The organism is Mycobacterium sherrisii, from assembly GCF_002102355.1.
GTDB classification, from domain to species: domain Bacteria; phylum Actinomycetota; class Actinomycetes; order Mycobacteriales; family Mycobacteriaceae; genus Mycobacterium; species Mycobacterium sherrisii.
Genome location: NZ_LQPT01000082.1, coordinates 1 through 14,250, shown reverse-complemented (window position 1 = coordinate 14,250; position 14,250 = coordinate 1). Strand labels below are relative to the sequence as shown.

Annotated in this window: 4 protein-coding genes; 2 read left to right on the top strand and 2 right to left on the bottom strand. The window is 68.3% G+C overall.

Annotation, left to right across the window (positions count from 1 at the left end):
• Positions 1-12: 12 nt before the first annotated feature.
• Both recR and AWC25_RS16100 read right to left on the bottom strand, forming a co-directional pair.
• Positions 13-624, bottom strand: coding sequence for a recombination mediator RecR (gene recR / locus AWC25_RS16105; RefSeq protein ID WP_069401925.1), 612 nt, complete (start codon positions 622-624; stop codon positions 13-15).
• A 13-nt stretch (positions 625-637) separates the two neighbouring features.
• Positions 638-1,006 (bottom strand): YbaB/EbfC family nucleoid-associated protein, encoded by a 369-nt coding sequence (locus AWC25_RS16100; RefSeq protein WP_069401924.1) that lies wholly within the window; start codon positions 1,004-1,006, stop codon positions 638-640.
• Positions 1,007-1,104: 98 nt separating this feature from the next.
• Here AWC25_RS16100 and AWC25_RS16095 point away from each other — a divergent pair, with 98 nt between their 5' ends.
• Both AWC25_RS16095 and AWC25_RS16090 read left to right on the top strand, forming a co-directional pair.
• Positions 1,105-1,878 carry an Rv3717 family N-acetylmuramoyl-L-alanine amidase gene (locus AWC25_RS16095; RefSeq protein ID WP_069401923.1) on the top strand — a complete coding sequence of 258 codons (774 nt, stop codon included), beginning with the start codon at positions 1,105-1,107 and terminating at the stop codon, positions 1,876-1,878.
• 393 nt (positions 1,879-2,271) lie between these two features.
• A partial coding sequence (locus AWC25_RS16090; RefSeq protein WP_142278876.1) for a non-ribosomal peptide synthetase occupies positions 2,272-14,250 on the top strand: 11,979 nt, incomplete at its 3' end.

Here is a 14,250-nt window from a genome sequence, read left to right as displayed (position 1 = left end):
CGCGCACGCTGGTCAGACCATCGAGCGGCGGCCGGTGAGCGCCCGGCCCAGCGTCAGCTCGTCGGCGAACTCCAAGTCCCCGCCCATCGGCAACCCGGACGCGATGCGCGTCACGGTCAGCCCTGGGATGTCGCGCAGCACCCGGACCAGGTAGGTGGCCGTCGCTTCGCCCTCGGTGTTCGGGTCGGTCGCGATGATCACCTCGGTGATATCGACACCGTCCACCCGCTCGCCGATGCGGCCGAGCAGCTCGCGGATCCGCAGCTGATCGGGGCCCACCCCGGACAACGGGTCAAGCGCGCCACCCAGGACGTGATACCGGCCGCGGAACTCCCGGGTGCGCTCGACGGCCTGGACGTCCTTGGGTTCCTCGACGACACACACCTGGGAGCCGTCCCGGCGGGGGTCGGCGCAGATTCGGCAGCGCTCGTCGTCGGAGACGTTGCCGCACACCGCGCAGAATCGCACACCGTCGCGGACCTTCGCCAACACGGCGGTCAGTCGGTCGATGTCCGGCGGTTCGACCGACAGCAAATGAAAAGCGATGCGTTGCGCGCTCTTTGGCCCGATGCCCGGCAGCTTGCCGAGCTCGTCGATCAAATCCTGGACGGGTCCCTCAAACATGTCGGCGGGTGGGTCAGAGCCCCGGCATTTGCATCGGCGGCGCCGGTGGGGCCGCCGGGCCGGCCGGGTTGGGTGGTGCGCTCAGGCCCGCGGTCAGCGACCCCAGTTGCTCCTGGGCCAGTTTGGTGACCTGCTTGGAGGCGTCGGTCATGGCGCCGACGATCAGATCCTGCAAGGTCTCGACGTCGGAGGGGTCGACGACCGAGGGGTCGATCTTGACCGCGACGACCTCGCCACTGCCCTTGACGATGGCTTCGACCAGGCCGCCACCGGCCTTGCCGTGGATTTCGGCGTTCGCGAGCTGTTGCTGGGCCTCCATCAGCTTTTGTTGCATCTGCTGCGCCTGGGCGAGCAGCGCCGACATGTCGCCACCGGGTTGCATGACAATCCCCTCGCATCTTGGTCTCGAGTTGGTTTCGCCTGTGGATGTCTGGCGATTCGAAACACCCAGCGTAGACCGCGCGACGTTACCTTTGCGCCGTGCATCTACGAGTGAGCAGGCGTGTCGGAGTCAAGTTCGTCATCGGGGCGGTGATTGCTGCGTCGACAGCGGTCACGCCGGCCGCGACCCCGCCTGCGTGGGGGGTCCCGTCGAGCATCGCGGGCATGGTCGTCTTCATCGACCCCGGCCACAACGGCGCCAACGACGCCTCCATCAGCCGGCAGGTGACGACCGGCCGCGGCGGCACCAAGGACTGCCAGACCAGCGGAACCGCGACCAACAGCGGCTATCCGGAACACACCTTCACCTGGGACACCGCGCTGCGGGTGCGCGCGGCGCTAAGCGCGTTGGGTGTGCGGACCGCGCTGTCGCGCGGTAACGACACCGGGCTGGGGCCCTGTATCGATGAGCGCGCCAACGTGGCCAACTCGCTGCGCCCCAATGCGATCTTGAGCATCCACGCCGACGGCGGCCCACCGTCCGGCCGGGGATTCCACGTCAACTACTCGGCCCCGCCGCTCAACCAGGTGCAAGCGGGACCGTCGGTGCAGTACGCACGCATCGTGCGCGACCAGATGCAGGCCTCCGGCATCCCGCCGGCCACCTACATCGGCCAGAACGGGCTGTACGGGCGATCCGACCTGACCGGTCTCAACCTGGCGCAATACCCCGCGATCCTGGTCGAGTGCGGCAACATGAAGAACCCGGTCGATTCGGGGCTGATGGAGTCACCCGAAGGCCGCCAGAAATACGCCGACGCGCTGGTCCGCGGCGTCGCGGGGTTCCTGGCCACCCAGGGTCAGGCCCGCTGAGCTCACTTTTGGGGCCGGTCCGCGCTGTCGAGTAGCGCCCGGGTTCGGCACGCGGTAGCGTGGGCGCTGATTCGCGCGAGCCTCCGGTCCACCGCAAATCCGTTGCTGCACTTGCATTTTCGATTTGCGCGTGCGGGGGCCCGCCGAATTCCTGACTAACGGCCAGCTAACTTCAGGAACTTTGCCAAAACCTCTGTTCGTGCCGGGTTGTGTCTACTAGGGTTTGTTCCACTCATGTCGATTAGACGTGTGGGGAGCATCGGTGAGTTACAAAGCGTGGACGCCAACCAACGCCGCCCGGAAGGGCGACACGCCGGCGTGCGGCCACGGAGAAAACCCAACTCGGTCCAACATAAGGCCGTTATTGCGTAAACCTTTCGGTAAGGGCGATGGATGGAACTTGACGCCAGTGTCCTGCCGCTGACGCGCCGGCAATTGGACATTTGGCTCGCGCAAGAAACGGGCGACGCTGGCACCGACTGGCAACTCGGTCTATTCGTCAGAATCGCCGGCGCGGTCGACTCAGATTTGCTTCAGCAGGCCATCAGCAAAGCGCTTCAAGAGGCGGAGGCGGCCCGGGCCGTGTTCTTCGAGGTCGACGGTCAAGTCTTCCAAAAGGTAACCGAACACCCGGATTTCGAGCTGGCGTGCCATGACTTACGCGACTCGCCGGACCCCGAACAACAAGCCCGTGCCATCGCGTCGTCGATGCAAAGCGCACCGATGCCGCTCACCGGGCAGTTACTCAAATTCGCGCTTTTCCGCACGAAACACGATGAATATTACTGGTTTACGTGTTGCCACCACATAATTTTGGACGGCTTGGGCATTGCGCTGGTTGGACGCCGGATTGCGGCCATCTATTCCGCAATTATTTCCGGTACGCCACCGTCGCCCGCGTTTTTCGGCTCGCTACGTGACCTCGTGCGCAGCGAACTGGAGTACGAGGCATCCGCGGATTATCTGGCCGACCAGGCCTACTGGGGCAGCCACCTGCCGTCGGCGCCCCCACCGGAGCACCCCCGCGGTGCGGCCCGACCGGATTCGTCGCAGCCGTCCCCGCCCGTTCGGTTGGATCCGTCGGTGGTCGGCCGAATCAAGTCGCTGTCCAAGCAGCTGGGGGTCCGGCGCTCCTCGGTGCTCACGGCCGCGTGCGCGCTGCTGGTGCGCGGATGCACCGGCGGTTCGGAGGTGGCGCTGGACTTTCCGGTCAGCAGGCGAGTGCATCCGGAGTCGAAGTCGCTGCCCGGGATGGTAGCCGGCGTGGTGCCGCTCGTGCTGCAGACGACGGCGCGCACGACGGTCGCCGAATTTTGTCGACACGTCGACACGCAGACTCGAGACGCGTTGCGCCATCAGAGATTTCCGGTGCATACGCTCGCCGGCGACGGCGGTATCCGCAGCAGCGGGCAGGGCGGAAACCGCGTCGTCGTCAATTTCATTCCGTCTCGGCTCACCCTGAACCTGGGCGGCATCCCGGCGACCGCCACTTACACCAGTTTCGGGCCGATAGGCCACTTCGGGCTGTTCTTCGTCGGCGTGGGCGACGAACAGTTCCTCACCACCGCCGGTGCCGGACAACCGTATTCGGACTTCGACGTCGCGGAATTGACGGACCGGCTACATCGGCTGTTGGCGGCGATGACGGCGGACCCGGGACGCGACTTGGCGTCTGTCGAGTTGGTCGGCGCCGACGAGCGTGCTGTGTTGGATCGTTGGGGCAATCGGGACATCCTCGACCGGCCCGCGGTTCGCACGTCCGTGCCGGAGTTGTTCGCCGCACAAGTCGCCCGCACGCCCGACGCGGTCGCGGTGACCAGCCCGGAACGTTCGGTGACCTACCGCGAACTCGACCAGGCCGCCAACCGGCTGGCCCATCTTCTCGCCGGAGCCGGCGCAGGCCCCGGACACGTTGTCGCACTGATGTTTCCGAGGTCGGTCGACGCGATCGTCGCGATCCTGGCGGTGCTGAAATCCGGGGCGGCCTACCTGCCGGTCGACCCGACACACCCGGATGCGCGCATCGAGTTCATGCTCGCCGACGCGGCGGCGACCGCGGTGGTGACTACCGGCGCGTTAGCCGATCGGTTTGACGGATATGTTGGCGTGCGAGTCATCACGGCCGACGATCCACGCATCGCCGCCCAACCCGACACCGCCCCGCAGTGGCCCGCCCCCGACGACCTCGCCCACGTCATCTACACCTCGGGCACTACCGGCGTGCCCAAGGGTGTGGCCATTACCCACCACAACATCACCCAGTTGCTGGAGTCGCTGACCGCCGGACTCCCACCCGCGCAGGTGTGGAGCCAGTGCCACTCCTACGCGTTCGACTTCTCGGCGTGGGAGATCTGGGGCGCGCTGCTGCTCGGCGGGCGGCTGGTGGTGGTGCCCGAGTCGGTGGCCGCCGCCCCCGAGGAGTTTCAGGCGCTGCTGGTCAGGGAGCGCGTCACGCTGCTGACCCAGACCCCGTCGGCGGTCGCGGCGCTGTCGCCGGCGGCGGTGGGCCCGGCGGCACTGCTGATCGGCGGCGAAGCGTGCCCCGCCGCGGTGGTGGACCGGTGGGCGCCGGGACGGGTGATGCTCAACGTTTACGGGCCCACCGAGACCACGATGTACGTGGCCAAGAGCGCACCCCTGACGGTAGGCGGGACGGCTCCGATCGGCTCGCCCGTGCCCAGTGCCGCGTTCCTCGTGCTCGACGATTGGCTGCGCCAGGTGCCGGCCGGAGTGGTCGGTGAGTTGTACGTGACCGGGCGCGGTGTCGGCTGCGGATACGTGGGAAGGCCCGGGTTGACGGCCACGCGATTCGTGGCGTGCCCGGACGCCCCCGGCCAACGCATGTATCGCACTGGAGACCTGGTGCGCTGGAACAGCGGCGGACAGCTGGAGTACCTCGGGCGCTCCGACGACCAGGTCAAGATCCGCGGGTACCGCATCGAGCTCGGCGAGATACGCTCTGCGCTAACGGAACTGGCGGGAGTCGAGCAGGCCGCCGTGGTGCGACGAGAGGACCGGCCGGGAGACAGTCGCCTCATCGGCTACGTCACCGGCCGCGCCGATCCGGGCGCACTGCGCGGGGCGCTGGCCGAACGACTGCCTGCCCACATGGTGCCCGCGGCCATCGTGGCCCTCGACTCGATGCCGTTGACGGTCAACGGAAAACTCGACACCCACGCGTTGCCCGCCCCCGAATACCGCGACACCGACCGCTACCTCGCTCCCGGCACCGCGGTCGAGGAGATCCTGGCCGGGATCTACGCACAGGTCCTCGGGGTGCCAAGGATCGGCGCTGACGATTCTTTCTTCGATCTGGGCGGCGATTCGCTCTCGGCGATGCGGGTGATCGCCGCGATCAATACCGTTTTGAGCAGCGATCTTTCGGTGCGGACACTGTTCGAGGCTCCCACCGTCGCCGCGCTGGCGCCCCATATCGTCCGCGGCGAACAGCGATCCGAACCCCTGACGGCGATGCCGCGCCCGGCGCTGGTGCCGTTGTCGTTCGCGCAATCCCGCCTGTGGTTCCTGGGTCAGTTGCAGGGACCGTCACCGGTCTACAACATCGCGGTCGGATTGCGGCTGACCGGCCGGCTCGACGTCGACGCCCTGACCGCCGCACTCGCCGATGTGGTGGCCCGCCACGAGAGCCTGCGCACGGTGTTCCCGGCTCCCGGCGGAACCCCGCGACAGGTCGTGCTGCCCGCCGATCGGGTCGAGTTGCCTTGGCGGGCGGTCGATGCCGTCGAGTGGAGCGCCGACCGACTGGACGAAGCGATCACCGCCGCCGCCCGCTACGCGTTTGACCCGACCCATGATATTCCGTTGCGGGCCAGACTTTTCCGGCTCGACGACACCGAGCACGTGTTGGTCGGCGTGGTGCACCACATCGCGGCCGACGGTTGGTCGGTAGCCCCGTTACTGCGCGATTTGGGCGAGGCATACACGGCTCGGCGAACCGGCCTGGCGCCGCAGTGGGACGACCTGCCGGTGCAGTATGTCGACTACACCCTCTGGCAGCGAGCACAATTCGGCGAGTTGGACGACCCCGCCAGCGCTATCGCAGCCCAGCTGGCCTACTGGGAAGACGCCCTGGCCGGGATGCCCGAGGTCTTGCCGCTGCCGACGGACCGGCCCTACCCGGTGGTCGCCGATCAGCGCGGCGCGAGCCTGGCCATCGACTGGCCGGCCGAGCTGCAGCAGCGCATTCGCGACGCGGCCCGCGAGCACAACGCGACCAGCTTCATGGTCGTCCAGGCGGCACTGGCGATCCTGCTGTCCGCGGTGACCGCGAGTTCCGAAGTGGCCGTGGGGTTCCCGATTGCCGGGCGACGCGATCCGGCATTGGACGAGCTGGTCGGATTCTTCGTCAACACCCTGGTCTTGCGTGTCGACCTGGCGGGAAACCCGACGCTGGCCGACGTGCTAGACCAGGTTCGCCGGCGCAGCCTCGCCGCCTACGAACACCAGGACGTACCGTTCGAGGTCCTGGTGGAGCGGCTTAATCCGACCCGGTCTTTGAGCCATCACCCGCTGGTGCAGGTGCTGCTCGGCTGGCAGAATGCCGAACCCGGTGAGCTGACGTTGGGCGACGTGCAGGCGGTCCCGCTCGCCATCGACACCCACACCGCGCGAACTGATTTGGCGTTCTCCATCACGGAGCATTTCACCGCGACGGGTGAGCCTGCAGGGCTGCGCGGGACGGTGGAGTACCGGACCGACGTGTTCGACCCGGCGTCCATCGAGACCCTGGTCGGGCGCCTGCAGCGAGTGTTGGTCGCGATGACCACTACACGGAAGCAAAGACTTTCGTCGTTGCAACTTCTGAGGCCCGACGAGCACGCCCGCCTCTTTGAGATCGGCAACCGTGCCGTCCTGACCCGGCAAGTAAACCCGGCGACCATCCCGGCATTGTGGGCCGCCCAAGTCGCCCGCACCCCCGACGCCGTGGCGGTGACCTTCGAGGGACGGTCGATGACCTATCGCGCGGTGGACGTGGCCGCCAACCGGCTGTCCCATCTCTTGGTGTCCGAAGGCGCCGGACCGGGACAGTCGGTGGCGCTGCTGTTTTCGCGTTCGGCCGAGGCAGTCATTGCGATCTTGGCGGTACTCAAGGCGGGAGCGGCGTACCTGCCGATCGACCCCGCCCACCCGCCGGCGCGGATCGAGTTCATGGTTTCCGATGCCGCCCCCGTCGCGGCGCTGACCACCACGGAGCTGCGGTCACGGTTCGCCGGGTGCCGCTTGCCGGTCATCGATATCGACGACCCCCGCATCGACGACCAGCCCGACATTGCACCGGTGGGGCCGGACCCCAGCGATGTCGCGCACATCATCTACACCTCGGGCACCACCGGCCTACCCAAAGGCGTTGCCGTCACGCACCACAACGTGACCCAACTGTTCGATGCACTGGACGTGGGTTTCGACCTGTCCCCCGAACAGGTGTGGACGCAGTGTCATTCGTATGCGTTCGACTTCTCCGTGTGGGAGATCTGGGGCGCCCTGCTGCACGGCGGTCGCCTGGTGGTGGTGCACGAGTCCGTTGCCGGCTCCCCGGACGACCTGCGTGCCCTGCTGCTCGCCGAACGGGTGACCGTCCTCACCCAGACACCGTCGGCGGTGGCCATGCTCGACCCGCTGGGCTTGGCGTCGCCGACGTTGGTGATCGGCGCCGAGCCCTGCCCCGCCGAACTCGTGGATCAATGGGCGCGCGAGCGGGTGATGATCAACGTCTACGGCCCGACCGAGACGACCATGTGGTTGTCCAAGAGTGCCCCCCTCGCACCGGGTTCGGGCGTCCCGCCGATTGGTTCGCCGGTCACGGGGGCGGCCTTCTTCGTGCTCGATGAGTGGTTGCGACCGGTGCCGCTTGGAGTCGTCGGCGAGCTGTATCTGGCCGGGCGCGGGGTGGGGTGCGGATACGTCAACCGCCCGAGCCTGACGGCATCGCGGTTCATGGCCTGCCCGTTCGGTGCTCCCGGCGCTCGCATGTACCGCACCGGCGACCTGGTCCGGTGGCGGCCGGACGGGCAACTCGATTATCTCGGCCGCGCCGACGAACAGGTCAAGATCCGCGGGTATCGAATCGAGCTCGGCGAAATACGTTCTGCGCTGGCAGGTTTGGCGGGAGTGCAGCAGGCGGTCGTCATCGCTCGCGAGGACCGGCCCGGGGTAAAGCACCTCGTTGGCTACATCACCGGTAGCGCCGACCCCACCCAGGCCCGCGCGGCGCTGGCCGACCGGCTGCCGCCGTACATGGTGCCCGCGGCGGTGGTGGCAATCGATGCCGTGCCGATGACGGTCAACGGTAAGCTCGACGCCCGCACCCTGCCCGAGCCCGAGTACCACGGCACGGAGCGGTACCGCGCCCCGGCCGACGCGGTCGAGGAGATTCTGGCCGGGGTGTATGCCCAAGTGTTGGGGCTTGAGCGGGTCGGCGTCGACGAGTCGTTCTTCGACCTCGGCGGCGACAGCATCCTGTCCATGCAGGTGGTGTCCCGGGCCCGCACGGCCGGCGTATTGTGCCGTCCCCGTGACGTTTTCGTCGAGCAGACCGTGGCCCGGCTGGCCCGGGTCGCCAGTGTGGCAACGGATGCGGAGGGCCTCGTAGACGAGGGGACCGGCGAGCTGCCGGCGACCCCGATCGTCCGCTGGTTGGCCGACGTCGCCGGGGACGTCGAGCAGTTCAACCAGACCGTCGTGGTGCAGGCGCCTGCCACGGTGAGCGAGGTCGACGTGGTGGTGCTGTTGCAGGCACTGATCGATCGGCACGCGATGCTGCGGCTGCGCGTCGACGGTGACGATGTTGGCAATTGGTCGCTCTGGGTTCCCAAGCCCGGCCTGGACGCGCGCGGCTGCCTGGATACCGTCGCCGAGCTGTCCGACGACACCGTCCTTCGCGCCAGGGCCCGACTGAGTCCGGCCGCCGGCAGAATGCTGAGCGCGCTATGGGTGACGACCACCTCCCAGCTGGTGCTCATCGTGCACCATCTGGCCGTCGACGGAGTGTCCTGGCGAATCCTGTTGGAAGACATCAACCTTGCCTGGGCACAGCACCGCAGCGGGCACGAAGTGGCGTTGCCTGCGACCGGGACGTCCTTCGCCCGGTGGGCGACGCGGCTCGACGACTGGGCTTGCAGACCAGAGGTCACGGCACACACCGAGGCGTGGCGGCAGGTGGCCGCGACCCCGGTCTCCCTGACTGCTCCGAACCCGGAGCTGGACACCTACGGCACGGCCGGGCGGCTGTCGGCGACCCTGGACACCGAGATCACCCGGCGGTTACTGGGCGAAGTTCCGGCCGCATTCCACGCCGGGGTGCAGGACATTCTGCTGATCGCGTTCGGCTTGGCCTGCGCCGAATTCCTGGCCGCCGGCACCGCACCCATCGGCATCGAGGTGGAGGGCCACGGCCGTCACGACCATCTGGCCGACGACATCGACTTGTCCCGCACCGTGGGCTGGTTCACGACCAAATACCCGGTGTCGTTGGCGCTCGGTGGGCTGTCCTGGCCGCAGGTGTGTGCCGGTGACGTCGCGCTGGGCGCGCTGCTCAAGAACGCCAAAGAGCAGCTGCGCGCCCTGCCGGACGTCTTGACCTACGGGCTGCTGCGCTACCTCAACCCCGACGTGGACCTGGCCGGCCCCGAACCCGTGATCGGATTCAACTACCTCGGACGGCTCGGCGCCGGCGCCGGCCAGCACTCGGGTGACCTGTGGCGCATCGGCCCGGATGGCCTGTCGCTGGCCGCCGCCTGCTCGGCAATCCCAATGCCGTTGAGCCACACCGTCGAACTCAATGCCGGAGCGGTCGACACCGACGCCGGCCCGCAGCTGCACGCCGACTGGACGTGGGCGACGTCGGCGCTCGACGTCGGGCAGGTGACCCAATTGAGCCGGCTGTGGTTCGAGGCGCTCGCCGGCATCTGCACCCACGTCGATCGCGGTGGCGGCGGCCTGACCCCGTCGGACATCGCGCCGGCGCAGCTCACCCAGCAGCAGATCGACGACCTGTGCCAGGCCGACCGGATCGCCGACATCCTGCCGCTGACTCCGCTGCAGCAGGGACTTCTGTTCCACGCCAACACCTATCGCGACAGCGAGCTATACGCCGTCCAGCTGGACATCAGCATCGCCGGTGCGCTGGACCCCGCCCGGTTGCGCCGCGCCGTCGATACCGTGATCACCCGCCACCCCCACCTGGCCGCCCGGTTCTGCCCGGAGTTCGACGCACCGGTACAGGTGATCCCCGCTGATCCCGTACTGCCGTGGCAATACCTGGATTTCACCGGGGTCGACCCCGTGGGTGCCGACGAGCACATCCAGCGGGTCTGCGGCGCCGAACGCGCGGCGGTCTGCGACCTGACCGAGCCGCCGGCGTTCCGGGTGGCGTTGATCCGCACCGCCGAAGACCGGCACCGGTTCGTGCTGACCAACCATCACATCGTGCTCGACGGCTGGTCGCTGCCGCTGTTGTTGCAAGAGATCTTCACCAGCTATCACGGGCAACGGCTTCCCGCACCCCCGCCCTACCGCCGGTTCGTGACCTGGCTGGCCGACCAGGACCGCGACAGCGCCGAAACCGCCTGGCGCGGAATGTTTGCCGGGTTCCACACACCGACCCTGGTCGGCCCGCCGGGTCGACTCGGGCTGGGCCCCCGCGAGGTGGCCGCCGCCAAGATCCCGGCCGCGACGACGCGCGCCGTGACGGAGCTGGCGCGCGCCCGACACACGACCGTCAACACCGTGTTGCAGGCGGGATGGGCGCAACTGCTGACGTGGCTGACCGGTCAGCAGGACGTCGCATTCGGGACCGCGGTGTCCGGCCGCCCGGTCGAACTGGCCGGCGCCGAGTCGATGGTGGGACTGCTCATCAACACGGTGCCGGTCCGGGCCACCATCACCACGGCTACGACCACCGCCGACCTGCTCGAGCAGTTGCACCGGGCCAACAACCACATCCTCGAGCACCAGCACTTGGCGCTGCCCGACATTCACCGTGCCACCGGACACGACCAACTCTTCGACACCCTGTTCGTCTACGAGAACTACCCGGTCGATCCCGCCCTGTTCGGGGTCAGCGGGTTGGCCGTCATCGAGTACACCGCCCGGGAGCACAATCACTATCCCCTGACGCTGCAGGTGATGCCGGGCGACGAACTCGGGGTTCGTCTCGAGTACGACGCCGGGGTGTTCACCGCCGAAAGCATCCAGACGCTGCTGCGGCGCTTCCAACGGGTGCTGGCCGCCGCCGCGACCGAACCCGTCCGTCGCCTGTCGTTGATGGATCTCCTCGACGTCGACGAGCAGATGTATCTCGACAGGGTCGGCAACCGTCCGGCATTGACCCGGCAGCCGATCGCCGCATCGATTCCCGTGTTGTTCGCCGCGCAGGTCGGACGCGCCCCCGATGCCGTCGCGGTGAGTTTTGCCGGCCATGCCATGACGTACCGGGAGCTGGACGAGGCGGCCAACCGGATGGCGCAGCTGCTTGCCGGGCGGGGCGCCCGCCCGGGAGAGTCGGTGGCACTGCTGTTTTCGCGGTCGGGCGAAGCGATCGTCGCGATCCTGGCGGTGTTGAAGACCGGCGCGGCCTATCTGCCCATCGACCCGGCGCACCCCGCGGCGCGGATCGAGTTCATGCTGGCCGATGCCGGCCCGATCGCCGCCCTGACCACCACAGAACTGCGCTCGCGGCTCGACGGGCACGGCGTGACGGTCGTCGTCATCGACGACCCGGCCGTCGTCATCCAACCTGCCGTCGCGCCGACCGGCCCGGCGCCCGACGATATCGCCCACATCATCTACACCTCGGGCACCACCGGGGTGCCCAAAGGCGTTGCGGTAAACCACCGTAACGTCGTCCAGCTGTTCGACCGGCTAGACGTCGGTGTACCGCTGACGCCGAAGCAGGTATGGACGCAGTTCCACTCCTACGCGTTCGACTTTTCGGTGTGGGAGATCTGGGGTGCCCTGCTGCACGGCGGACGGCTGGTCGTGGTGCCCGAACCGCTGACCCGCTCACCCGCGGACTTCCGCGACCTGATCGTCGGCGAGCAGGTAACGGTGCTCACCCAAACCCCGTCGGCCGTGGCGGCGCTGCCCGTCGACGGGCTGGAATCGACCGCGTTGGTGATGGGCGCCGAGCCGTGCCCGCCCGAGGTGGTTCAGCGCTGGGCGCCCGGCCGGACCATGATCAACGTCTACGGCCCCACCGAGACGACGATGTGGGCATCCAAGAGCGTACCGCTCTCGCCGAATGACGTTGTGATACCGATTGGTTCGCCGGTCCCGGGGGCGGCCTTCTTCGTCCTCGACACCTGGTTGCGTCCGGTGCCGGTCGGTGTGGTCGGCGAGCTGTATCTGTCCGGACACGGCGTGGGATGTGGCTATTGGCGGCGAGCCGGGCTGACGGCGTCGCGATTCGTGGCGTGCCCGTTCACCGGCCCGAACGCCCCCGAGAAGCGGATGTATCGCACCGGCGACCTGGTGCGCTGGGGCCCCGACGGGCAGCTGCAGTACATCGGCCGCGCCGACGAACAGGTCAAGATCCGCGGCTACCGTATCGAGCTCGGCGAAATACGTTCGGCGCTCACGGGATTACCGGGCGTGCAGCAAGCGGCGGTGGTCGTCCGCGAGGATCAGCCGGGCACCAGACGCCTGGTCGGGTACGTCACGGGGACCGCCGACCCGGTCCTGCTGCGGGCCCGGCTCGCCGAACAACTGCCGCCCTACATGGTGCCCGCGGCGGTGCTGGTGATCGACGCACTGCCCGTGACGGTCAACGGCAAGCTGGACACCCGCGCCCTGCCGGCACCGGACTGCCACGACATCGACCGCTACCGGGCGCCCACCACGGCGGTCGAGGAAATTCTGGCCGGTATCTACGGTCAGGTGCTGGGCGCCAAGCGAATCGGAGTTGACGATTCGTTCTTCGACTTGGGCGGCGATTCGCTGGCGGCGATGCGCGCGATCGCGGCGATCAACACGGCGCTGCACGCCGACCTCCGGGTCGGCACGCTGTTCGACGCGCCGACCGTCGCCCAGCTGGCCCCGCACCTTGGCAACTCGGCCGGCCCGCGCGCACCGGTGATGCCCGTCGAAAGGCCCGCGGTGGTGCCGTTGTCGTTCGCCCAGTCGCGGCTGTGGTTCCTCGATCAGCTGCATGGTCCCTCCCCCGTCTACAACATGGCTGTCGCGTTGCGGCTGTCCGGACTCCTCGACGCCGACGCACTGGCCGCCGCACTGCGCGACGTGGTGGCACGACACGAAAGTCTGCGAACGGTGTTTCCGGCGCCGGAGGGCGTACCGGAACAACTGGTGATACCCGCCGACCAAGCCGAATTCGACTGGCGCATCGTCGATTCGCGGGACTGGACGCCGGGCCGGCTGCAGGCGGCGATCGACGCCGCGGTGGCACATCCCTTCGACCTGGCCAACGAGCTCCCGATGCGGGCAACTTTGTTCCGGTGCCGCGACGCCGAACATGTGTTGGTGGGCGTGGTGCACCACATCGCCGGCGACGGCGGATCCATCGCCCCATTGGTTCGCGACCTGAGCCAGGCCTACACCGCCCGCCGCGCCGGACACCCACCCCGGTGGCCCGCACTCCCGGTGCAGTACGCCGATTACACGCTGTGGCAGCAGACGGCGTTCGGCGACCTGGAGGATGCCGGCAGCCCAATCGCCGGACAACTCGCCTACTGGCGCGACGCGCTGGCGGGCCTGCCGGAGCGTATTGAGTTGCCCACCGATCGCCCCTACCCGCCGGTGGCCGATCAACGGGGCGCCAGGCTGGCCATCGAGTGGCCGGCCGAGTTGCAGCGGCAGGTACGCGACTTCGCGCGTGAACACCACGCGAGCAGCTTCATGGTGGTTCAGGCCGCACTGGCGGTGCTACTGTCCGCATTGAGCTCCAGTTCCGATGTGGCAGTGGGCTTCCCGATCGCAGGGCGTCGCGACCCGGCCCTCGACGACGTCATCGGCTTCTTCGTCAACACGTTGGTGCTGCGCGTGGACACCAGCGGTAATCCGACCGTCGCAGAGCTGCTGGCCCAGGTTCGCCAGCGCAGCCTCGCCGCCTACGACCATCAGGACGTCCCGTTCGAGGTCCTCGTCGAGCGGCTCAACCCCAACCGCAGCCTCACCCACCACCCGCTGGTGCAAGTGATGCTGGGGTGGCAGAGCAGCGAACCCGCCGAACTGGCACTGGGCGACGTGCGCGCCACCCCCGTCCCGCTCGACACCCACACCGCGCGAATGGATCTCGCCTTCTCGCTGACCGAGCGCCACACCGCGACCGGCGACCCGGCCGGCATCGTCGGCACGGTCGAGTACCGCACCGATGTGTTTGGGGTGGGTGTGGTGGGGGGG

Bases quoted from the DNA above. Each gene is read 5' to 3' on its own strand.
- AWC25_RS16100 (WP_069401924.1), bottom strand. From the start codon at position 1,006: ATGCAACCCGGTGGCGACATGTCGGCGCTGCTCGCCCAGGCGCAGCAG.
- recR (WP_069401925.1), bottom strand. From the start codon at position 624: ATGTTTGAGGGACCCGTCCAGGATTTGATCGACGAGCTCGGCAAGCTG.